Origin of the sequence: Vibrio sp. A2-1 (genome assembly GCF_021728355.1) — a bacterium.
GTDB lineage: Bacteria > Pseudomonadota > Gammaproteobacteria > Enterobacterales > Vibrionaceae > Vibrio > Vibrio splendidus_K.
In genome coordinates, this window is record NZ_JAKKCO010000001.1 from 589,145 (window position 1) to 612,827 (window position 23,683).

General features: G+C 43.2%; 19 protein-coding genes. 7 read left to right on the forward strand and 12 right to left on the reverse strand.

What is annotated here, in order from left to right; genetic code table 11:
* Positions 1 to 154 precede the first annotated feature (154 nt).
* Positions 155 to 1,894, reverse strand: a complete 1,740-nt coding sequence (locus L3V33_RS02585; protein ID WP_237288903.1) for a bifunctional UDP-sugar hydrolase/5'-nucleotidase — start codon at positions 1,892 to 1,894, stop codon at positions 155 to 157.
* Between the two features lie 238 nt (positions 1,895 to 2,132).
* Between L3V33_RS02585 and L3V33_RS02590 the strand changes: the two genes are divergently transcribed.
* On the forward strand, positions 2,133 to 3,938 hold the full coding sequence (locus L3V33_RS02590; RefSeq protein ID WP_237288904.1) for an ATP-dependent endonuclease: 1,806 nt from the start codon (positions 2,133 to 2,135) through the stop codon (positions 3,936 to 3,938).
* A gap of 181 nt (positions 3,939 to 4,119) precedes the next feature.
* On the opposite strand, the gene L3V33_RS02595 is transcribed toward L3V33_RS02590, so the two are convergent.
* Complete coding sequence (locus tag L3V33_RS02595; protein WP_171308667.1) at positions 4,120 to 4,614, reverse strand: DUF1097 domain-containing protein; 495 nt, start codon at positions 4,612 to 4,614, stop codon at positions 4,120 to 4,122.
* 204 nt (positions 4,615 to 4,818) lie between these two features.
* A complete protein-coding gene (locus tag L3V33_RS02600; protein ID WP_004730888.1) occupies positions 4,819 to 5,724 on the reverse strand; it encodes a LysR substrate-binding domain-containing protein in 906 nt (301 codons plus the stop codon).
* 273 nt (positions 5,725 to 5,997) lie between these two features.
* Here L3V33_RS02600 and focA point away from each other — a divergent pair, with 273 nt between their 5' ends.
* Entirely contained in the window at positions 5,998 to 7,449 is a 1,452-nt protein-coding gene (gene focA, locus L3V33_RS02605; protein WP_054546901.1) for a formate transporter FocA, read from the forward strand.
* Positions 7,450 to 7,758: 309 nt separating this feature from the next.
* On the opposite strand, the gene L3V33_RS02610 is transcribed toward focA, so the two are convergent.
* From L3V33_RS02610 to L3V33_RS02620, 3 genes are all read right to left on the reverse strand, one after another.
* Positions 7,759 to 8,328, reverse strand: coding sequence for a YceI family protein (locus L3V33_RS02610; RefSeq protein WP_114635371.1), 570 nt, complete (start codon positions 8,326 to 8,328; stop codon positions 7,759 to 7,761).
* On the reverse strand, positions 8,325 to 8,864 hold the full coding sequence (locus L3V33_RS02615) for a cytochrome b (RefSeq protein ID WP_146455689.1): 540 nt from the start codon (positions 8,862 to 8,864) through the stop codon (positions 8,325 to 8,327). The genes L3V33_RS02610 and L3V33_RS02615 overlap by 4 nt, the downstream gene beginning before the upstream one ends.
* 185 nt (positions 8,865 to 9,049) lie before the next feature.
* Positions 9,050 to 9,295 (reverse strand): DUF2164 domain-containing protein, encoded by a 246-nt coding sequence (locus L3V33_RS02620; RefSeq protein WP_048660209.1) that lies wholly within the window; start codon positions 9,293 to 9,295, stop codon positions 9,050 to 9,052.
* A gap of 285 nt (positions 9,296 to 9,580) precedes the next feature.
* Here L3V33_RS02620 and L3V33_RS02625 point away from each other — a divergent pair, with 285 nt between their 5' ends.
* The gene (locus L3V33_RS02625) at positions 9,581 to 10,216 is read left to right on the forward strand and encodes a hypothetical protein (protein WP_114635373.1); all 636 of its coding nucleotides are present in this window, start codon (positions 9,581 to 9,583) and stop codon (positions 10,214 to 10,216) included.
* Positions 10,217 to 10,791: 575 nt separating this feature from the next.
* Positions 10,792 to 11,529, forward strand: coding sequence for an EAL domain-containing protein (locus L3V33_RS02630; RefSeq protein WP_081279982.1), 738 nt, complete (start codon positions 10,792 to 10,794; stop codon positions 11,527 to 11,529).
* 208 nt (positions 11,530 to 11,737) lie between these two features.
* Here the strand turns inward: L3V33_RS02630 and L3V33_RS02635 are convergent, their stop codons facing one another.
* Genes L3V33_RS02635 through L3V33_RS02645 form a run of 3 tightly spaced genes read right to left on the reverse strand, consistent with a single transcriptional unit; the run spans position 11,738 to position 16,937 of the window.
* Positions 11,738 to 14,797 carry an efflux RND transporter permease subunit gene (locus L3V33_RS02635; RefSeq protein WP_237288905.1) on the reverse strand — a complete coding sequence of 1,020 codons (3,060 nt, stop codon included), beginning with the start codon at positions 14,795 to 14,797 and terminating at the stop codon, positions 11,738 to 11,740.
* Positions 14,794 to 15,849, reverse strand: a complete 1,056-nt coding sequence (locus L3V33_RS02640; RefSeq protein ID WP_237288906.1) for an efflux RND transporter periplasmic adaptor subunit — start codon at positions 15,847 to 15,849, stop codon at positions 14,794 to 14,796. Before L3V33_RS02640 ends, L3V33_RS02635 begins: the two co-directional genes overlap by 4 nt.
* On the reverse strand, positions 15,849 to 16,937 hold the full coding sequence (locus L3V33_RS02645; protein WP_146455685.1) for an efflux RND transporter periplasmic adaptor subunit: 1,089 nt from the start codon (positions 16,935 to 16,937) through the stop codon (positions 15,849 to 15,851). Before L3V33_RS02645 ends, L3V33_RS02640 begins: the two co-directional genes overlap by 1 nt.
* Positions 16,938 to 17,087: 150 nt before the next feature.
* Here L3V33_RS02645 and L3V33_RS02650 point away from each other — a divergent pair, with 150 nt between their 5' ends.
* The gene (locus L3V33_RS02650) at positions 17,088 to 17,828 is read left to right on the forward strand and encodes a TetR/AcrR family transcriptional regulator (protein ID WP_114635377.1); all 741 of its coding nucleotides are present in this window, start codon (positions 17,088 to 17,090) and stop codon (positions 17,826 to 17,828) included.
* A gap of 127 nt (positions 17,829 to 17,955) precedes the next feature.
* Here the strand turns inward: L3V33_RS02650 and L3V33_RS02655 are convergent, their stop codons facing one another.
* The 3 genes from L3V33_RS02655 to L3V33_RS23155 all read right to left on the reverse strand — a co-directional run bounded on the left by L3V33_RS02655 (position 17,956) and on the right by L3V33_RS23155 (position 20,199).
* Positions 17,956 to 19,227 (reverse strand): DEAD/DEAH box helicase, encoded by a 1,272-nt coding sequence (locus tag L3V33_RS02655; RefSeq protein WP_017088235.1) that lies wholly within the window; start codon positions 19,225 to 19,227, stop codon positions 17,956 to 17,958.
* A 57-nt stretch (positions 19,228 to 19,284) separates the two neighbouring features.
* Positions 19,285 to 19,896, reverse strand: coding sequence for an ACP phosphodiesterase (locus L3V33_RS02660; RefSeq protein WP_237288907.1), 612 nt, complete (start codon positions 19,894 to 19,896; stop codon positions 19,285 to 19,287).
* Between the two features lie 174 nt (positions 19,897 to 20,070).
* Positions 20,071 to 20,199, reverse strand: coding sequence for a hypothetical protein (locus tag L3V33_RS23155; RefSeq protein WP_004730901.1), 129 nt, complete (start codon positions 20,197 to 20,199; stop codon positions 20,071 to 20,073).
* A 446-nt stretch (positions 20,200 to 20,645) separates the two neighbouring features.
* Between L3V33_RS23155 and L3V33_RS02665 the strand changes: the two genes are divergently transcribed.
* Together L3V33_RS02665 and L3V33_RS02670 are read left to right on the forward strand one after the other, a co-directional pair.
* Positions 20,646 to 21,869, forward strand: a complete 1,224-nt coding sequence (locus L3V33_RS02665) for an aromatic amino acid transport family protein (RefSeq protein ID WP_237288908.1) — start codon at positions 20,646 to 20,648, stop codon at positions 21,867 to 21,869.
* A 148-nt stretch (positions 21,870 to 22,017) separates the two neighbouring features.
* A complete protein-coding gene (locus tag L3V33_RS02670; protein WP_237288909.1) occupies positions 22,018 to 23,442 on the forward strand; it encodes a methyl-accepting chemotaxis protein in 1,425 nt (474 codons plus the stop codon).
* Positions 23,443 to 23,683 lie beyond the last annotated feature (241 nt).

Here is a 23,683-nt window from a genome sequence, read left to right on the forward strand (position 1 = left end):
CCGATACCCAACCAACCACCGCTACCGCATCTAACCAATCTTTCTTATCCATGCTTATCTCCACAAGAAGGCGACCTGCAGGAATAAAGCATAAACAATGCCAAATTTATAAATAGTCAGAACTAATAATAACAATCACAAGTATTACCTGTGACTATCTAAAACACTCCAAACAATTCAGCGGCTCGTTGTGTTGCAGTGACTCTGGGTGGTCTTGTAGAAACTCGATGAAACAGTCTGCCATTGAGTCGGTCGTAACCACGCCATCACCTATCATATCCAAGACGGCGTTATAGCCCTCTTTTCCTTTCATGGTATAGGCTGACGACGCGCCTCGGTAAATACGGTCACGAGAAACAGCCTGCCAGCCCAATACTTCAGAGTGAATTTCTAAATGGTGAACCCTATGCCCTAGAGGTGCTTCTTTGTGGTAACAAAACCTCAAGTTATGCGTATAAGGAAAGCTGCCTGAACCAGTCCCTACAACGCCATTATCCAAAGCATTGTTGATTGCACCTTCAAGCATGCCTGCGATCGTTTCACCTTTTACTTCATACACACCAATGGGTACGGCAAACGGTAGTAGTTTTCCGGCAATATCGGCAACAGAGACGTCGCCGCTATTCAGTGAATTTCTAACACCACCTGCGTTGTGAATGGCAAATTCAACCTGATGCCCTTTTTTGTTCATTAGGTAGTGAAATGATTGAGCAACTAAGGGCGCTAGTTGGCTCGGGCCTTTCTCGTCCGGGATGCGTATGTGGCGCAGTTTTGTATCTGCATGAGCAATAACTTGTTGCTGAAGCTTTCGAACTCTCGGCTGATATTTATCCGTAAGAATGCTCTGAAGTTCCGGATCTTTTTTACATACCGCAATATTGGGGTGGTTGTTCAAAAACTCACACGCCATATCGTGGGCATCGTCTTGCCCTACTTCACTCAATTTCGCGTCTATAAACAGTCGACGGCCTAACAGCAGTTCGTTCTTACCGTTGAAGTGAGTCACTTTGCCTTCAGCATTGAACTCGATTTCACAGTGTCCTAGACTCATTGCATGGAAACCCGCTTGCACAACATAAGTGTCACCGATTTTCACGCCGTAATCATCATCTTTAACTAAGCCAATATCAGAGAAATCACCTTGTAAGCGATGACTATGACCACCAACAATGACACCAATACCTGTTACGTTGGCTGCTAACTCTAAATCAGCTTCGTAACCAAGATGGCTAAGTAACACAATCTTGTTGATGCCAGCTTTATGAATCTGCTCAATGGTCGCTTTTGCTGTTTCTAAAGCATTTTCAAATGGTGTATCGATATCTGGATTAGCAATGCCTGCCATCTTGTCGATGCTTAAGCCGAATATTGCAACCTTCTCGCCATCAAACTCTTTCGTTATAAAAGAAGCACTTCGCGTTTCAGTCAGATAAGGCTTAACAATTTCGTTGTCCGCTAAGGTATGAGTTTTATTGATATCCTCATTCGATAGATTCCAGTTACCGGCCAACAATGGGAATTTGATTCTTTTCGCGAAAATCGCAACGGGCTCATTACCCATATCTAGCTCGTGATTGCCAAGCGTCATGGCATCTATATTAAGGGCATTCAACAAATCGGCGTTGGCTTTTCCCTTGAACAGAGAAAAGTACAAAGTCCCCTGGAAGCAGTCACCAGCGTGTAGGAACAGGGTTCCAACCTTCTGACGCTGGGCATCTTGTTCTATTTGTTTAAAGCGTGTTGAAATTCGAGCAAAGCCACCTGCACTCACATAAGGTTCAATGATGTGGTTGTTCATTTTAAGTGATAGCTGTAACGAGGTTGGTTCAAAGTATGAGTGGGTGTCGTTGATGTGTGCCAACACTATTTTTGTCGGCTTATTCTTTTTAGTCATATTTTCTTCTCTCTTTGTCCCTTCATACTAGGTCGAGAATCATGACAGAATCGTGAATTTTATGAAACTGCACTGCAAAAAAATACTCGAGATAGATCAAAAATCTCGTTTCGATCCGTATAAATAAACAACGGGTTTTGTGACAGGTGAGCATACCGGATTGGTATTTTTCGATTATGATTAAAGATATCTGTTAGCTTTCAAACAATTAGCAGAGCCTTCCGTTAGGAGTAAGCCTATGCAACTAGAAAGAATCGAGATTTCTGGCTTTCGAGGTATTAAGCGTATGTCACTCGCGTTTGATGAGCTAACCACGCTGATTGGTGAAAATACTTGGGGTAAGTCTTCATTATTGGATGCCCTTTCCGTCGTTCTTCCCTCTGACGGTGTGCCATATCACTTCGAAATGACTGATTTTCATGTCGATTACTCGGTTTCACATCCACAGTCTCAACATCTTCAAATTGTTCTCGCATTAAAAGCCAATGACAAGAGCGAACTCAACGCTGGTCGTTATCGCAAGCTCAAACCTATCTGGGTTCAAGATGAATTTGGCGTCTATCGTATCTATTACCGAATAAGTGCCACATTAGAACAATATGAAACGACCACAAACTACGCATTTTTAGGTTTAGACGGTAATCCGCTCAAACTCCACCACTCAGAAAAGCTCGCTCAAGAATTAATGACCTTACATCCTGTGATCCGTTTACGAGACGCAAGGCACTTTGATCGCCCTTTCAACGGAAATTCACTCAACCACAATGCTCACCTGCCGACTAATGTTCACGCTAATAACGGTCACGCTAACAATGCAAACGGAAATGGGAACAACAACCCAAATAACGGACATGGGAACGGACATAATCACACGACCAATGGTCATAGCTCGAATGGAAATGGCAGCAATGGCAACGGCAACGGCAATGGCCGTCAGGCAAGAATAGAAAAGCGCATCGACAACACCTGCCGCCGTCTTATGGCGATACCCGGACATGTTAATAAAGGTGAAATGCGCAGTAGTCTTGAGTCAATGCAAAGCTTAATAGAACACTACTTCTCGTTTAAGAGTGTCTCACGTAAGAATCCGAGAAAACCACGTGACGGGCTACTGTACTCCGCTGGCGCGAACGACAAGAGCATTCATCAATTGGTCGAGGAGACCAAGAATAAGCAAACTCGACTGTTATTCATGGGGTTACTTAACGCATATCTACAGGCTAAAGGGCCGACTGACTTAAGACGATGCGCTCGCCCTCTTTTGATCCTTGAAGATCCAGAAGGTCGACTGCACCCAACGCACCTAGCAAGGGCTTGGAGCCTAATGCAGAAGTTACCCATGCAAAAAATCCTTACCACCAACAGTGGCGATCTACTTGCTGCCGTACCACTTCAATCGATTCGTCGTTTGGTGCGTCAGTCCGATAAAACCATCGCTAACCAACTCAACATGAACCACTTTAGCAAAGATGAGCTTCGTCGAATTGGTTTTCATATTCGTTTCCATCGTTCAGGTGCTCTGTATGCTCGCTGTTGGTTATTGGTAGAAGGTGAGACTGAAGTTTGGTTGTTTAACGAGCTAGCCAACCAATGTGGGTATAACCTTGCTGCGGAAGGCGTTCAGATTATTGAGTTCGCTCAATCAGGACTAAAGGCATTAATCAAAGTCGCGCAAGAGTTTGGCATCGATTGGCATGTCGTCACCGATGGTGATGCAGCAGGCAAAAAATATGCGGCAACAGTGCTATCTAAACTTGGGAACGATCAAGAGCGACATCGCCTCACAGAACTGCCTGATAGGGACATCGAGCACTACTTGTATATGAATGGGTTTGAGAACTTTTTCAGAGACATGGTTAAGATTCCTTACGATCACCCTATCCCAGCGAAAAAAGTCGTGGCTAAAGTTCTTAAGAAACACGCAAAACCAGATCTGGCTTTAGCGATCGTGTCTCATTGTGAGAATCAAGGACAAGACTGTATTCCCTTGTTATTAAGGTGGACGCTAAAACGTGTCATCACCATGGCAAACGGCAACACCTAAGCGCTTTAATTAATTGATAGATGCTATTGGTTCTTCTGCAGATGAATTTTTTGACTGATTGGCTTAACCAAGAACCAAAAAAGGCACACCAAGTGGTGTGCCTGTATAAATCGATATACAAATTAATTGGGGGTTATCTTGCAAGAGTTTACAGTCACTAAACTACGGCTTAACGTATTAATTAGGCCTTAGCTTGCTTAGTGTGTTGTTCAACCACTTCCGAAGATTGAGTCGATTTCTCGTGAAGCCATAGCCCCGTTGCTTTCATCAAGTATCCAAATACACCACCAAGCAGTAAAGATGGTACTACAAGTTGCCAATCGCCACCTGCAGCAAACGTCGCACAACAACCAATGAAGGTTCCTGGGATATAACCTAGCCACGCTTGTTTCGCTTGGATACACATAAAGAAAGCCACAATAGCGGTAATCATATAGCCTAAAATCTCTAACCCTGCGAAGGTTGAGCTTTCGATAATCACCATTGCCCAGAATACGCCTGTCATGTTGGTCAGTAAGCTACCGGCTAGTCCTTTAACGCCGCCTGTTGGCGAAGCAAAATAACTGGTGCAACCTAAGAAACCTGCCCATGACAATAAGCCGAAAAAGATAGCAATCCATCCCCATAGACCTGACAAAATACCTGTTGTTAATGAAATCGCGACTAATGTACTCATACTATTTCTAAAGCCTAATTACGTAATTCATCGCAACCGGATTTAGCCTCACTTAAAATCAAGTAAGCATATTATGGGAAGAACGCCTTCTTTTAGCCGATCATGATCACATTAATAATGTATGCGAACATGCATTTATCACCAGATGGAGACCGGAATCGCTTATTCAACATAAATGGTTATTAGTCTTTTATCAATTTATCGCTACAGAACCGACGGTTTGCCTTTCATCATGCGTTTACCTTCTCGCTTAATACACTCAGCAAGTGGGTTCTCAGACATATCAGCACGCCAGATAAACGAAAGCGTACGTTCCATTTCAAGCTCAGGGACATTTAACGTGACCAGTTGGCCAGACTCAACAAACTGTTCGACATCGAGATAAGGTAAACACGTTAAATATGGGCCGTTTGCAACCAAACTTCTTAAAACAGGAACGTGTTCATACTCTCGCCAAACATCAAGATCACCAATTAAATGATGAATAGAGCTATCAAAAACTTTGCGAGTACCCGAACCATGTTCACGTAATACCCATTTTGCTTGTTCTAATTGCGCCAAGCTTACTCGTTCACGCTTGGCAAACGGGTGATGAGCCGATGCAACCACCGTTAAATGGTCAGTACACCACACTTCTTGGTGAACTCGGTTGTCATCACAACGACCTTCGATAACACCCAAGTCATATTGATAATCTAATACGCCATCAATAACCGCATCGGTACTTTGTACGCCGAGCGAGATTCGCATCTCAGGAAAGTCGTTATCAATAATACTGATGAGGTCAGGAACAAGGTGTTCCGCTGGTGTTTGGCTTGCACCGAGTTTGAGCTCTCCACTTAGTAAGTGCTGCTCATAAAAACCCATCTCAATTTGCTGCGCATCTTGCAGTAAACGCTTCGCTTTAGGCCTTAGCCACATACCCCAATGAGTAAGGGCCATTTGCTTGCCCTGCCTTTCAAACAAAGGCCTGCCGAGCATTTTTTCCAACTGTGCAAGAGACATACTTGTCGCCGATTGAGTCAACGCCAATCTGTCTGCTGCTTGACTTACACTCCCGGAATCTGCCACTGCATCAAATACCGCGAGTTGCTTTAATGAATAACGCAAAATTCATCCTTAATTCTTTTAATAACTTGTGTCCTGTTGCTCGTTTTTTCTTAAGCCGATGAGCAATCAATTTCATTCTACGCGTAACCCAATCTATATCAATAAATTTGATGTGGTTTCTAAAAATTATCAATTTTACCTCTACCCCTCTACCCCCTAATCTGGAATGGCAGGACACAACGAGCCCTGCAAAAAATCACTGATTAACCATTACGGATTAACCAAGTCGTTAACACTAGGAATTACACATGACGGATTGTTCAAGGGGGGGATATGGCAACCAGCACTTCTGAAAATCAGCAACTGTTCTCGCCAACAGAAATGATGGCGGAAGCCGAGAAGTTTGCATTAAGCAAAGCAAATAAAACCAGCAGCATGACATTGAGTTTGGCAATCATGGCTGGCGCATTCATCGGGCTTGCTTTTTTATTCTACATCACGGTGACCACGGGTAGCGCTGATGCTGGATGGGGATTGAGTCGTTTAGCCGGCGGTCTTGCATTCAGTATGGGGTTAATCCTGATTGTGATTTGCGGTGGCGAGCTGTTTACCAGTTCAGTGTTATCAAGCATTTCATGGGCTAACAAGCAGATAACCTTCACCAAGATGTTGTCTATCTGGGGCAAGGTCTACGTCGGTAACTTTATCGGTGCCATGTTCCTATTGGCTTTGGTAAGCGCAGCAGGCTTATATCAACTGGATGGCGGTCAATGGGGCTTAAACGCTCTGAACATTGCTCAACACAAGCTACACCACAGCCCTGTTCAAGCTTTTGCTTTGGGTGTGCTTTGTAACTTATTGGTGTGTTTAGCGATTTGGTTAACGTTCAGCTCTGCGAACGCCATGACCAAAGCAATGATGACCGTATTACCCGTTGCAATGTTCGTTAGCTCAGGCTTTGAGCACTGTGTGGCGAATATGTTCATGGTTCCACTAGGCATCACGATTCAAACATTCGCACCAGAGAGTTTTTGGATGCAAATCGGAGCAACGCCTGCTCAGTACGCAGACTTAAACATCATGAAATTTGTCACCGCAAACTTAATACCGGTGACAATCGGCAACATTGTAGGTGGTTCAGTATTGGTCGGCTTAGCTAACTGGAGCATTTACCGTCGCCCGCAGCTGAAAGCAGCAAAAATTACAGCAATTACACAAACAACAGAAATTACGTCAGTTAAGGAAATCACTATGAACACAGCAACGACTATCAAGCAAATCATGAACACTCAACCAATTACACTGAGCGTAGAAATGCCTACATCAGTAGCAATTGATTCCCTTCTAGACGCTCAACTTGTTAGCGCTCCTGTTTGCGATGTTGAAGGTCGTCTAGTGGGTATCTTCTCTGTTCACGACGTAATGGTTGACCTTTGGTGCCAAGATTACATCCCGACAAAAGGTCAGAAAGTCGTAGACCTAATGAGCCGTGACGTAGTCGCTATCTCTGCTAGTGATAAGTTGGTCGATGTTGCTGAATTCCTATGTATCGACAAAGAGCAACTTTACCCTACTACAAGCATGGGCTACGCCACTCGCCTGACTTCTCTTTCTCTAGAAGAGCGTGCAAAAGCGATGAAAGTAAGCCAACCACATATGCTGCCAGTGTTAGAAAATGGCGTAATGGTCGGTGTGTTAACTCGCATTGAAGTGATGCAAGCACTACGTCCAATTTACGGTGACCGACTAAACGTGGTTCCAAAGGCTGAACTAGAAACGGCTTAACTAATCGTAAGTTGAACTATTAGGGGTTAGTAGTTCAATTAGATAACTCAGTCATGGCAACGTTGACTGGCAGAAGTAAATGGTGGCTTAAGACGCAGTAAAAGGTTTGACACAAAACAGACCTAAACGCGTGGCCATTTACCTCAATAAAAAAGGCGCAAAGTGAAAACTTTGCGCCTTTCTCTATTTCTAGCTGTTTTACTACTTTCCCGATGACTAACTAGCCAACTGCTGACCTCTTTAGTATCGACCAAACTTTTGATGTTTCTAAAAAATGTTGATACCTGTCAGCGAATATTGAAGGCTAGATTATTTCTTTACACCTTCAACGTGCAGATCCATGTCTACATAGCTTGAAGCGCCCATTACTGGAATGTTGAAGTCAGCAAGCTCTAGACGAGTTGTACCAACGAAACCAGCACGCTCACCGCCCCATGGGTCTTGACCAGCACCAATAAATTCAGCTTCGATAACGATAGGCTTAGTTACGCCATGAAGTTTAAGGTCACCCATTACTTCAAGTTTGCCGTCACCTTTATCAACCACTTTCGTGCTGTTGAATGTAGCATCAGAAAACTTGCTTGCATCGATGAAATCACCGCTACGGATGTGCTTATCACGTTCTGCGTGGTTTGAGTCAAGACTTGTAGTATCAACCGTTACGTTTATTTTAGACGCTTCAACGTTGCTTTCATCAAATGAGAAATCACCTGAGAACGTGTTAAAACGACCTTGGATAAAGCTGTAACCTAGGTGGCTAACTTTAAAGTTAACTGAAGCATGCGCACCTTTTGTATCAATCACGTAATCAGCGGCGTTCGCAGCGAAAGGCATTGCCATAGCAAATGCTAATCCTGTAGCGATAATTGACTTTTTCATTTTGAAGCTCCTATCATTTTTCGTAGCGTATCGTCTTTGTCGATAACGTGGTGTTTTATCGCCGCTAAGGCGTGCACTGATGCCATAATGATCAGTACCCATGCAGCATAGTAGTGAACCGTACCTGCGAGATCAGATTGGTTTGCAAACAGTTCACCCATACTTGGTACAGTGAACCAATTGAAAACCTCGATCCCGCGGCCATCTGATGTCGAAATCAAATAACCTGAAACAAATAAAACTGCTAAGTTGATGTACATAAAGCCGTGAGCGATCTTCGCTGCTGCAACTTCATAGCTTTTACCTTCCACCTTAGGTGACGCGGTAACTAGTTTCCAAAGCAAGCGGAGAACAGTAACTGTAGCCAAAAGAATGCCTACCGAACGGTGGTAGTCTGGTGCTGTTTTGTACCACTCGCTGTAGTATGAAAGATCAACCATCCATAGGCCTACACCAAATAAGCCAAATATTGCGAGTGCTGAAATCCAATGCATTGCTCTTGCTAAGGGATTGTAATTTTTAACGTTGTTGTCCATGCATCTGTTCCGAATGTTAACGAGTCGTGTAATTTTGAAAAGCGTACCCTACACTAAGTTTGTGTAACATATTATTTACCAAGCTTTACATTAGTTACATCATTTCAAATTAAACAAGTTATTCAAAATTTTTGAACAAGTTGCTTTATTGACAAATTTCTTTGTCGAACAATCGTTTACTGGGTCTATATTTCAACGATTTGTTCAATTTCATAGAGCTCATCTGAGATATCCAACATTTTTCGTTCCATGACTTTCTGAGCATCTTCTATCCCCTTGTTGTAATACACCGCACCAAACTTTTTGCTAATGAAGTCGACCAAGAATTCTGTGTCGAACTGACCGAGTTCTACATCAAGTTCATCTTGAAGGTACTTTTGAAGGGCATGGGTAAGCTCAGATTTTTGCTTCGAATCTAATTGAATGGTCATGAATGTTTCCAAATAAAGAGTAAGTAGATCAATTGTGATTAGCTGACTAAGATTAAGCTAGCCACCAGTAACTTTGCTAACTAAGCATAATCCTTCTAACTAATTAGAATTCCTAATAATTTAGAATACAGACAATTGAAGTGCCAGTGCTATCCATAAAATCGCTCGGCAATAGCTAATTTTGATAGAGGGATCAAGAACTCGCACTTTGGCGATAGGTAACGGAACCTCAATTACCGTACTATTGCCCATCAATAAGATAGTAACTGTGTATAAGGGACTTCATTGTTATTAGATCTAGTGATTAAAAGCGTCAATCAATTTCAAGATGATTGCCTAAAGCTATGTGAACGCCACTACCCTACGGTACACAATCAAGGAATCAGTGAGCATCACATCGGCAAAGCCTTTGCCCGACGAATGGAACACACCTTTGTTAGCTTTAACCATGCAAGCAACATCAGCCCACTCGAAATACTCTCTTCTGGTGAAAACCCTCGACACTTCCGAATCTCTTCTGAAATCGGTACCGTTTGGATGATCAGCCATCATATGGTGAGTGCAGGAAAAACCTGTCGTAAAAAGTTGATGCTAGACATTCATAACTGGCAGCAAGAGTATGGATTTGCCATTCAGCCAAATGACGTTTTGATCATTGTCTCCGACCATTGGATAAGCCGAAGTAAAAACAGTAGTGAGTTGTTACATTGGTGGATGGGAGAACTCCCAGACGAGATAACGGAATACAGCCAGCAAGGCATCACTCTAAGAGAGAGTGATTCTCAATTCGCTTCCGATTTAAATAACAATTTCAGAATCAGCCCTTGCTTTATTAAATTCAGCCACCCACTCAAACGGTCAGGAAATCAACAATTGGTTCGTAAATACCTGCAACTTTATGCGGTACTTCAATGGCAGTGATAATACGGGTCAACTTTTTCATTCAATATTGAAAGTAAATTGTTAGACCTTCATCCCAATATTTTATAAAAGACAACTCATTCCTTGTTCATTAATTATTCGAACCTTCTGTTTTAATTATTAATAGTTGTTGTACTTGCCGTCTCGATTTTGAGAGATAGATACCATTTCTATGTAACTCGCTTAGTCTCTCTGTTTTGTAACTTTGACATTCCCCCACAATCTAAGCCTTTAACCCTACTTTTCTCTGGTGTATCAGCATTCTAGCCTTATATTGGCTGGGGTTAATATGAGAGACGTTACTTAGCCATTAAATTCACTGCAACTATCAAATATAGTGAATGATAAGTAAATTTAATGGCTAATGTCATTTATCATGCTGATTTTTCGTTAATTATATTTATTTAAATATTGACCCTACAAATGAATTTTTATTAATTGACAATTTACTTACACCTGTCAATATTGTGACAGCCATGACGTATATTTTCGTCATTAAATAAACACCTTTATTAGCGACTATGATTTTATCAGACAGAAGTGAATTTATTAGCTGTATATCTGTGGATGCCGATATGCAGTTTATTGCGAAATATCAAGACTTAACACTTAGAAGTGTCTATCAACCTATATTTGACAGTTCAATGACTCAGATAGGCGTTGAGGCTTTGGTTCGTATTTCGAATAGCAAAGGGGATGTTGTTCGTCCTGATCACTTCTTCCATTCCGACGATACCTTGTGCACTGACAAGATCAATGTAGAAAGGCTGAGTCGCGCTATCCATATCCGTAACTTCGCGCAATCGAATATTCGTCATTTACACCTCTTCCTAAACGTTCTTCCAAACGTTGGTGAGCTGTTTGCCGCAGAAAAAGTCAGTGACAGCCTGTTGGCTAAACGCCTGCATGAACTTAACCTTTCATGCGAACAAATCGTCATGGAGCTGGTAGAACTAAATGCAGAAAGTGAAGAACGCTTGAAAGATGCTGCTCACTCTCTCGCAGAGAACGGCTTTCAAATTGCTGTTGATGATTTTGGAACACAAGCGTCAACAGAACAGCGCGTTCGTCATATTAATCCTCATATCATCAAGATAGATCGCTCTGTCATGTTGGATTTTGAACAAGGCGACACAAGCGAGATGGAATTGGTTCTTAGCCTTGCTAATCAAATTGGTGCTAAGACCGTAATCGAAGGTATCGAAACCGAACAACAGCTCGCAGCAATGCAAAGCTTAGGCTTCGATATGTATCAAGGCTATCACTTAGCCATGCCAAAGCCGATTGAGTTAGATCTCCGCCTCGCAATCTAGAACTGCCCCCTATTCTCTATTCCCTATTCTCTATTCTCTATTCTACAGGAAGCCGCTTTACCATTGGTTAGCGGCTTTTTAATACCTATCTCTTTCTTAACGCAACGTTCGCTGACGCTATAGTCCCTTAGTCGCCAAATCACACCCATAAAAAAGCCCAGTCAAAATTCACTGGGCTGGCTTAAAAGAATCTGTTTTATATCATTCCCTAATAACCCGCAGTGGACGGTTTGATTCTATATAGAATAGCGAACATCACTGGTACTACTATTAGCGTTAGTACGGTAGCAAAGCCTAAGCCTGCCATGATGGTAATCGCCATCGAGCCGAAAAATGCATCGAATACCAAAGGAATCATACCCAAGATAGTTGTCAATGCTGCCATAGATACCGGTCGTACACGACTAATCGCGCTGTCGACAACCGCTAGGTATGGGTCTTTACCTGTTGAGAGTTCGGTGTTGATCTGGTCAAGCAGGACGATTCCGTTTTTCAAAATCATGCCGCTTAGGCTCAGTAGGCCAAGGAACGCCGTGAAGCTGAATGGCATATTGGTACCTAACAGACCAATCGAAACACCAATGATAGAAAGTGGTACCGTAAACCAAATCACAAGTGGCTTACGAAGCGAATTAAACAAAAGCATGGTGATGATAAACATCAACAAGTAACCCATTGGTAGTGAACCAAATAGAGATTCTTGTGCATCTTTCGAACTTTCGTACTCACCACCCCAGCTAATGTTGTAACCTGCTGGTAGCTCTAATGCTTCTACCTTTGGTTTAACACGAGCAAACAAGCTAGCCGGCGTTTCATCACCCAATACATCATGATCAGCCAGTACGGTTAGCGTACGTTTTCTATCACGACGTTGAATCAGTGGTTCAGACCATTGAAGCTCTACACCATCAATCACTTGTTCAACTGGAATGTAGGTTTGTAACGATGGGCTCCAAATCTTCACATTGTTCAGTGATTCAAAATCAAAACGCTCTGCTTCAGGTAAACGCGCAACAATAGGCAACATATGAGTACCATCACGCAGTAGACCGATGTTGTAACCGCCAAACGCCATCTGTAACGTCTCGGACAGATCCGTCTTTGAAATACCAAGACGACGAGCCTTTGATTCGTTAAACAGTGGCACTAACTCTTTGGTACGTTCACGCCAGTCGTGACGAACATTTCGAGAGCCAGGGTCCGCTAACAAGATGTCTTCCACTTCAACCGCAATACTGCGCAAGATTTGTGGGTCGGCACCACTAATACGAGCCTCGATTTTTGAAGCTGGTGACGGGCCAAACTCAATCAATTTGAATTGGAACGTAGGTTGTTCAAATTTGTTGGCTAAGTCCTTGTCTAACTCTTCTAGGACTTCGAACATGGTGTCACGGTCAGTGGTTCTTACTTGTAACTGACTGTACGCTTCGTAGCTTTTCTCTGGTTGGTATGTCAGCGCGAAACGTTGCATGCCCTGCCCAACCGTTGTGGTTACAAACTCTACGTCGTCTTGTTGACGAATGTAGCTTTCGACTTTTTCTGTCTGCTTGATCGTTTCACGAACATCAGTACCTTCCGGCATCCACATGTCTACATAGAACATTGGCGTGTTTGATGGCGGGAAGAACTGCTGTTTCACCATACCAAAGCCGACAACGGAAACCGCTAATAGCGCAACCATGCTGACAACAGTAAGCCATCTAAATCGAAGCGCTACTTTCAGGCACGCACCAAATACAACGAACAAGATGCCTTTGTAAGGGTCTACGTTTTCATCAACCTTGTCTTCTTCTTTAAGCAACATCTCAGCCAGGAAAGGCGTTAATGTTAGCGCCGTTACCCAGCTCAAGAATAGCGAGAAACACAGAACCCAGAACAATGAACCCATGAACTCGCCCGTTGCATCTTTTGATAATCCGATAGGTGCAAAGGCTGTGATAGCAATAATGGTTGCACCCAATAGTGGCCATTGTGTTTGTGTCACGATGTCTTTCGCTGCTTCAAGCTTGGTTTTGCCTTTCTTCAAGCCAACTAAAATACCTTCAACGACAACAATCGCGTTATCCACCAGCATACCCAGTGCGATGATCAAAGCACCCAGCGAGATACGGTGCAGTTCAACATCGTTGTAGTCCATAAGAATGAACGTACCGAATACAGTCAGCAACAGAACCAAACCAATGATCAAACCACTGCGCAAGCCCATCGCGAACAGAAGTACGATGATAACAATTGCGACCGCTTCCACTAGGCTGATCAAGAAATCAGCAACAGACTTGTCCACTTCTTGTGCTTGGTTGTAGAAGTAATTCAACTCAACACCGGCTGGCTTAATGCTTTCTAAACGATCCAGTTCGGCATCTAACGCGCTACCAATTTCGACGACGTTTACGCCTGAAGAGAACGCAATACCTAGGTTAATAGCTGGCTTGCCGTTGTAAGTTAAGACATTGCCCGGTTTTTCTTGGATTCCGCGAGTGACCTCAGCAACATCTTTCAAACGAATCAGATTGCCAGTGTCACGACCATGAATGATTAGGTTTTCTAGCTCTTCAACTGTGCTCAGCGTACCGTTAGGTTTGATCGTTAGGCTTTGACCATTGAGCATTACCTCACCTGCCGATACCACACTGTTTTGTTGTGCTAACAGTGACGTTACCATCGACATGTCTAGGTTTAACGCCGCTAAACGCTCAAGTGACATCTCAACGAACAATTGCTCTTGTTGGTCTCCTGCAATGCTTACTTTGCCTACGCCTTCAACCAGTTCGATTTCACGTGTGAGGTAATCAGCATACTGTTTGAGCTCGACGTAATCGTATCCATCACCCGTCAGCATAATCATCACGCCAAACACATCACCGAAATCATCAATGATCTGAACTGAGTTGACGCCACTAGGAAGCGTGGGCTGTAGATCGTTGATCTTGCGACGCATTTCATCCCATATTTGTGGTAGCTCGTCTGGACCGTAGTCCATCTTCATGCTCACCATAATTTGAGACATACCATTCGACGACGTTGAGGTAATCTTGTCGATATAAGGCAGCTGTCTTATCTCTTTTTCAAGCGGGTAAGTCAGCTCTTCTTCAACTTCCATTGACGTAGCGCCAGGGTAAGTTGAAATAATCATTGCATCTTTAATGGTAAAAGCTGGGTCTTCCAAACGGGATAGATTACCAAAAGACGTAACACCACCAATGGCCAATATGACGAGAAACAGCCAGCTGATTACTTTGTTCTTTATTGAATATTCTGCGATGTTCATTCTGCTTTTCCTGACAATTTAATTCCGTCACGGAGTTTTCTTAGATTCGAGTTTACGAGTCGATCACCTTGCTCAACACCATGAGCGATTAATGCGCCTTGGCCACTGATCTTGTCGACTTCTACTTCGCTTTTGAATGCTAGTCCGTCTTCCATTTTCCACACATAAAACTGATTCGCTTCAGAACCCGCTTCTAAAGTTGTCATTGGTAATTGGTAGCCTTGAACATCGCTCAAGCCGGCTTTCGCCATATCCACGTTCACCGTAACGCTGGTACCCGGCAGGATTTCGTTTTTAGGTTGCTGCATCTGCATCCAAAATTCGTAAGTACGCGATTGCGGGTGCAATTCACTAGTGTGCTCCAAATACGTCAATGGATATTGCCCTGTATGACCGCCAAAGGTCGCCTCAGGACGATAGCTATTTGAACGCATGTCTGGACTGATCGATGCCAAGATCGAATCTGACACTTGAATTAGCACATACACCTTATCGTTCTGGTACACGCTTAATAGTGTTTCACCCGGTGTCGTGTTTTCGAAACGTTGCTTGTCCACGGTAGAAACGGTCCCGGAAAATGGCGCTAAAAGCTCTGTGTAACTTAGCTTGCGCTCTGCAGCCGCCAAATTCGCTGATGCCAGCTTATAGTTAGCCGTTAGTTGGTCTAGCTCTGACTGCGACAACATCTTGCTACCAAACATCTCCGTACCACGGGCTAACTGCTTGCTCGCCAGTTTGAATTGAGAGTTAGCGTCAGTAAGATCTTGGAGATACGTTGCGTTGTCTAAGGTCGCAAGTAACTGCCCTTTTTCGACGTTGTCACCGGCTTCTACCAAGACTTGTTGGATTTCGCCTGCGAGCTTAAATGCCAAGGGGGTCAATTCAGCGGGCATTACCTGACCGTTAAAACTTCTGAATTGATCAGTCAGCGGCGCGCCAACTTCAAAGGTAGAAACTAGCAGAGGGGGTTGCTCACGATGTACGGCTTCACTGTTACAGGCTTGAAGCAACATAGCCGACGCGACAACAATTGATAATTTGGAAAGGTTCATTAAATACCGCCCTCACGTAACCAAGCTTTTACTTGCTGTCCATCGGATAACACATCCACACCCGCTTCAACGATAAGGTCGCCAGACGACAATCCGTCAATAACCTTGCCTTGCTCATCAAGAAGGACTTGTACTTTAGAAATCAATTGAGAGTCAGGGTTATAGCGCCATAGCTCACCATGGTCAGCTTCTTTGGTTAACCAAGCTGAATCAACAATGCCAATACCGTAGTCAGATTTATGCTTCTGAACTTCAACTTGCGCTGTCATTCCAGAAAGTAAATTGATGCCTTTCGGCTTTTCGATGGATACAACCGCTTGGTAGCTGTTGGTGTCTTCATCTGGTTGTGTAGAGATTTCTTTAAAGCGAGTCGGGATACGAATACCACGGTGGCTATCCATCACAACCCACATGTTTGAGCTCGTTAGGTCTTGAATAGAACGATCTTCAAGCTTTGATACTGGAATAGAGAACGTCACGTCCATTTCACTGTGATTCAAAATATTCAGTACAGGCTGCTTTTCTGCGATCAATTGATATTGTTTTCCAAACACCATCGATACCACGCCATCGAATGGAGCAACTAAGGTGGTGTAGCCAAGGTTTGTTTTTGCTTGGTCCAACTCAACGTCAGCGGCAGTAAAAGTGTTCACGGCTTGGTCGTAGTAATCGGTACTGACTAACTTTTTCGCGTACAACTCAGAAGCTTGTTTATATTGGCTATTCGCAAGATCAAATTTGGCTTGTGCTGCATCAACCGCAATACGGTAATCCGTCGCATCTAATACGGCGAGCACCTGACCTTTCTTCACTTCTTGTCCCATACGAACATCGAAGGTTTCAATGTCGCCTCCTACTTGGAAGGAAAGCGCAGCACGGTCGGTTGCATCCACTTTTGCGATAAAGCTATCAAGCTCGATATCCGTCTGCAAAGGAATCTCAAACAGCTTTACAGGCTTAACAACTTGAACCGTTTCTTCTGACTGAACCTTATTACATCCGGTCAAAGAGCCTGCGAGCAATAGTGCTGCAATCACAGCTCCCATGCGCTTGCTCGATGTGGCATTGATAGACAAATTGGACTGCATGATGTCTCTCCATTTAATTATTATGATTTATTACACAGGTGGGCAGTATATTCAAAAATCCATAATCCACAAGCTTTACTTTCCACCTGTGCAGTATTTTTTATTTGAGTAAAAACAGTGTAGAATGTGGTAATCAGGTAAATGTGTGAAATGAAGATGACTGAAAAGAAACAAGGCAGAAGAAGCGCAAAAGACGCTGAAGAGACGAGATTTTTGATCATGGGTGTTGCCGCGGATATGTTCTGTGAGCATGGTTATGATAGCGTTTCGCTTCGTAACATCAGTGAAAAAGCAGGCGTATCGCATAGCCTTATTCGCCACCACTTTGGCAGCAAAGAAAAAATTTGGCATGCGATAAGTGATTGTTTACACGCTTATTTTCAGTCTTATATTGCTAAGATAGTGGAAGAGTTACCAAAAGGCGTCGCACCAAACATTACTATCTATTTATTTAGTATGCGCCTCTTTAGCAACATGATTCACTCACGAAAACCGATGCAACTTATCACTGACTCTGTTCGTCAAAAAGACAACTTGGTCGATTATTTTATCGACAATGTTGGCGATGTCGAAAAAGAAATCAACATGTTAGCTGAACAATATAACGATGCGAATCCAAAGAACTTGATCAACATTTATGAGATTAAATGGCAAATGATCATGTATGCGCACGGAGCGGTATGCCTAACTCCCTTCATGGAAAGCACATGGAACGAAGGCGATATGGTCACCTCGCCCGAAGATGCCCTACTTAAGCATTGGCAACTATTCAACTCACAAATGGTAAGTAAGTTTAGAATCGAAGACCAATGGGTGCTAAACCCAATTAGCCTAGATGAGCTAATTTATGAAGTGCCCTGTGTATGGAAGTGCAATCAAGAACATCATTAATCCAGTGTTTTTATTTTCCTTGGTCATAAATTGATTTACTTGAAACAAAAATGCGCCGTTACAGAACCAACTGTAACGGCGCATTTTTATATCTATAGATCTTTAAACTGGAGCTTTATCCAGCTTGTTAGCGACGTGCTTTACCGCGGTTTTGGTGAATCTTAAGCTTCGCTTTCATCTTACGTTTTTCTGATGAACGACTTTTACTTCGACCACCGCGATCAGGGGCTACATCTTTTTCTAGGCTTGGTTCAAAGCCCTCTAACCACTCTTGAGGTAAGCGAGTATCAAGTAAGCGTTCAATGTCACCCAATAGGTACGCTTCATCCTGACTCATCAAAGAAATCGCTAAACCGGTATTACCTGCACGGCCAGTACGTCCGATGCGGTGAACGTAATCTTCAGCTTTAAATGGCATGTCATAGTTCACAACTTGTTCTAGCTGCTGGATATCAATACCACGAGCTGCCACATCGGTTGCAATCAACGCTCTCACCTTGCCTGATTTGAAATCGTCCAGTGCTTTTTGGCGCGCACCTTGGCTCTTATCACCATTGATTGATGCCGCTTTGATGCCGTCTAACTTAAGCTCTTTAACTAGAGCATCAGTGCCCTGCTTAGTTTTCGTGAACACCAACACTTGTTGCCAGTTTTTTGAGCCAATCAAATAGGCCAACAGTTCACTTTTACGCGATTTATCAACCGGATAAACCATCTGGGTAACGGTGTCAGCGGTGCTGTTTTTTGGCGTAACTTGAATTTCGCTTGGTGACTGCATCATTCGATGTGCAAGCGCTTTAATTTTATTGTCGAACGTCGCAGAGAAGAACAGCGTCTGACGTACGTCGTTCATGCGAGAAAGAATGCGTTTGATGTCAGGCATGAAGCCCATATCTAGCATGCGGTCGGCTTCATCTAATACCAACACTTCCGTTTGGCTCAACATTATGTTCTTGGTGAACATATGGTCAATAAGACGACCAGGTGTCGCTACAAGAATGTCGGCGCCTCCACGTAAGTTATCGGTTTGAACCTTCATGCTAACGCCGCCGTAAGCCACCACAACTTTAATATCGGTGCCTTTCGCATAACTCGTTACGTTATCAAACACCTGTTGTGCCAATTCACGCGTTGGCACTAACACAAGTGCACGAACGAGCTTAGGGTTCGGAATAACATTGTCTTTAGTCTCGATTAATCTTTGAATAATCGGCAAACCAAACGCCGCGGTTTTACCGGTACCCGTTTGCGCACCAGCCAGTACATCTTTGCCTTCCAGTACCAATGGAATAGCTTGTTCTTGAACACTAGTCGGAGCCGTAAAGTTTAGCTCTGATAGCGTTGTAAGAAGTTGCTCAGACAATCCTAGTTGGTTAAAAGATCGGGTAGATTCAGACATAGTATGATGCTCAAAGATTAAATAGGCGCGGATTGTAGCAAACCTGCATTACGCTGTTTACCTTTCCTTTTGATTTTTCTTCATTTGAAGTGCATTAAACTGCTTCGCTTCTTCTAAAACGTTGGGATACAGCTCATTAAAGTGACACTGCAACGTATCATAGTGACGTTCGAGGTCGTCGTAACAATTTTTGAGCATGCCTAACTTGGGCCTTCTCAACGCCATACGTTGCAATACCACCTCTATGGAAGACATGTCTTGATAGCTTTCCAGCCAACGTTGTTCAGCCATCTTCTGATGAATCGTAATGAAGTTCTCAGGCCAGTCAGGCTCTTGATGTTCAAAGATCTGTTGATGACTATCGAAACAAAAATGCTCTAACGTCTGCTGCGAGAACTGAGTCCAATGATTGGCTAAGCAGTGATCCCAAAATACATCCAGTGCAATAGGTGCAAAGCGACGCGTTTGGTCTAAAAAAAGCGATTTTGCCGATCGGGATACATCGTGGCGGTCTGTGTAACTATCCACGAATCGATGAAGTCTTATTCCGTCTGAAAGCGAGGTTGAATAGTGTTTATTAGGGTCGCCTTTAACGAAGTCACCTAACAGATTACCAGCTAAGTTACTTTTACAGTGTTGAGCGATGTGGAGGTGTGCAAGAAAGTTCATTGAACCTCATTAAAGTATCGAGAACTAAGTAACATGGTAAACGTACTCGTTTATCTTCGCGAACTTTAATGAGGATAGTTTTGTTATGACGTGTGAGCGAATGAGATTTGCTCAGTTTAAGAATTGTCTAATTTGAGAACGTTGAACTACAGAAACCTTTAGTTCAGGTAAAACCTAGTTCGAAGACTTAAAAAGTTCTTCTGCTAATTGTTTAACCGCCTGCTCGTAGTCAGATAAATCAATGCCAATTTCCATGGCATCTAACAACTCAAGACTTTCGTCATTAAAAGATTGGTCACTCATAGTGCCCCCTCTATTCCTTGATGCGGACATGATGTCCGATTAACTAGTGCACCATCTTGGACTTATATTATGTCACTTTGATGAACGCACTCTACTCTACCCATTCCATATTTATAGCTTGAAGCTACTCGCGATCATTAGCGCTTGTTTACGCTAAAGGGGTATACGCGAACGACATATGTACTGTCACCTTACACCAAGTACAACAAATTACTCTACAAATTTTGAAGCAGATCATGGTCAAACGTTTGCTTCGGGCATTTGAGTGCTTCCAACCCACCAGTCGTAAATTATAATTTACAGTGGATATTTTTAATTACATTAGACATTGCATTTGGAATTAAACTCAATCAGAATACTTTAAAATCGAGATATTCTTTGGGTTTATGCGCTTAAGCTAGAAGAATTACAATGAAAACACACCCTAACGTAAAGAATTATATACAATGAATAAATCAAAGGTTTTTGGTAGTACTTTGATCATTGCAGGCACCACTATTGGTGCTGGCATGCTCGCTCTTCCACTTGCTTCTGCAGGTATTGGCTTTTCAACCTCACTTTTTCTAATGCTTGGCTTATGGGCTCTAATGGCCTTTACTGCATTGTTAATGGTAGAACTACATCAATTCGCTGATTCTGACGCAACCCTACATACGCTAGCTGACAAAATTTTAGGGACAAAAGGTAAGTGGATCGCTAGCTTTGCAGTTATGTTCCTTTTCTACGCTCTGTGTGCAGCTTATATCGCAGGTGGTGGTGCGCAGTTTAATCAGCGTATCTCGGATATTTCAGGCTTTGAGCTTAATGGCCAAATTACAACCCTTCTATTCACACTGTTAGTTGCTGGCGTTGTGACGATTGGTACGCACAGTGTTGATAAAGTTAACCGCGTTTTATTCGGACTTAAACTGATTGCGATGGTACTGGTACTCAGCTTCCTAGCACCAAACATCACCTCTCAATACCTAATGAGCATGCCTTTACAGCAAGGGCTGATTGTTGCTGCAATTCCAGTTGTGTTTACCTCTTTTGGCTTCCACGGCAGCATCCCTTCAATTGTTCGATACCTAGATGGTGACGTTCGATCTCTACGTAAGGTCATGATTGTTGGTTCTGCACTGCCTTTGGTCATCTATGTTTTCTGGCAGAGTGTGACTCTAGGTGTGATCAGCCAAGAGCAGCTTTTGTCGGATACAAGCTTAGGCGCACTATTAGTCTCATTGTCACAAACCGTTCATCAATCAAACCTTAGCGTGATCGTTGGCGCATTCGCAGACCTTGCACTGCTGACTTCTTTTATTGGTGTGAGCTTGGGGTTATTTGAATTCATGGGGGATTCACTGAGCAAGAAACTAGGCAGTGCAAAACGCGTTAAAACGGCCGCTATCACTTTCTTACCGCCATTAGGTTTTGCCTTGTTCTACCCACAGGGTTTCATTACAGCTCTGGGCTACGCAGCCATAGCACTTTCAGTGCTCGCAATTTTGCTGCCGACAGTGATGGTATACAAGATTCGTTACACGGATTTCTCTGTAGAACCTCAAGGCACAGAAGCGACTTACCAAGTGCTCGGTGGAAGTAAAGCGTTGTTTTTAGTTGGCAGCGTAGGCGTTTTTATCATTGCGATTCAAATCCTTATTTCAGTAGGGTTATTGCCTTCTCTAGGCTAATAAACCCATAGAGAACAAAAATACTTGATAGATATCTCATAAACGATATGTTGGTATCATTAATTTTCACAATTAGTCGATTGGCATCACATTTTTATTGAGGTCGGTTATTTAGAGTCCACGGTAAAGGATTTACCGTGGAGTTTTTATGAAAGAAGTACAATTTCGAACGATAGATAAACTGTTTATTAAAATGTCTATCAACGACAAGTTTTGGGTCATTTTCTTGATCTTTTTTGCCGCAGTGGCAAGCCTCGCTGGCCTCAACTACGTCAACAATATGGAACAAATTGACGCAAGTGCAAAACAGCAGGTTGAATATCAATTGCAAGGCATCTTATCAGCGTCAGATTCCCCTGCTTCCGTGCGTTCAGTTAGCCAACAAACACGTCCTCAAGAAACAACCATATTGAAGAGTGGTGCAGTTACAGCAACAGCCATTGCACAAGATGGTAACTACTACTCTCTTACCGTTTCAAATATCGATACACAGAATCAAAAGCAGCAAGCACTGTACTCTTTATTACTCAGTTTTTTATGGTGTGTGCCTTTTGGTCTTTTCTGTTACTGGGTGGCGACTTTTCTAGGCGGTGCATTGTGGGTGCTTTACTCAACTACTCAAAAAATTGGTGATGGCGACTTAACATCACGCCTTGGTTTCCACCCAGGACGAGATGAGTTTGGTACGATTGGTTGTGCACTTGACCGTTCAATGGACACGCTTAGTGAGCTAGTCAACAATGTAAACCACAGTGCAGCGACACTAAGCGAAACATCGGCTTCTTTCGAAGCAGAGATGAAGCGCAGTGAAACACAAATTATGAGCCAGAATGCGTCTCTAGACTCTGTTGCTACTGCCATGGATCAGATGACGGCTTCAGCCAATGAAGTCTCTAACATTTCAGCACGTTCAACTGAACAAACTGAACAAGACGCGCAGCAAATCAACGACAGCCATACGAAAGTTCAACAAGCCATCTCAGAGATCACCACACTCTCTTCTTTGATTGAGCAAACCTCATCTTCAGTTACCAGCTTGAATGTGAACACGAGCCAAATTAATGAAGTGATCACGACGATCAACGCTATTTCAGAGCAAACTAACTTGCTTGCTTTGAATGCCGCGATTGAAGCCGCTCGTGCGGGCGAACAAGGCCGTGGTTTCGCAGTTGTTGCGGATGAAGTAAGAACACTGGCAAGTCGCACTCAGTCGGCTACGGTTGAAATCCAAGCGATGATTGAACGCTTACAGCAAGAAAGCCAAAATATCGCTAAGATCACCGAGCAAACGGTCGACCAAGCGCAAACAAGCAGCCAACTGATTTCAAACATTGGGGACGATGTAAACTCGATTGCTGACTCAGCTCAAGCGCTAATGGATATGAGTATTCAGATTGCAACCTCAGCGGACGAGCAAAGCAACGTAGCGAACACCATCGCAGCTGAACTTAACGATATTCGCAGTCAATCCGATGTGATTAAAGAAGTGGCTCAAAACTCTTCAAATGGCGTGTCGACACTGACAGACGCATCAGTTTCTTTGTCTAAAACTTTGGCAAGATACCGCACTTAGGTTTGAGTGATGACTTAGGCTGACCAAGTTAAATTCAGCGAAACTAAAAAGGACTCATCATGAGTCCTTTTTTATCGACGTTCGTTAATAGCAGCGTCCGTTAATAGCAACTTTCACTAATAACAACTTCCCTTAATAACTACAGGAAACACATGGTCTTTAACGATGAGATTATCATTACCATGAAGCAAGTCGCAAAGGCGAGATTATCAAGTGTCAAAACTGTCTAATATTCGAGCTT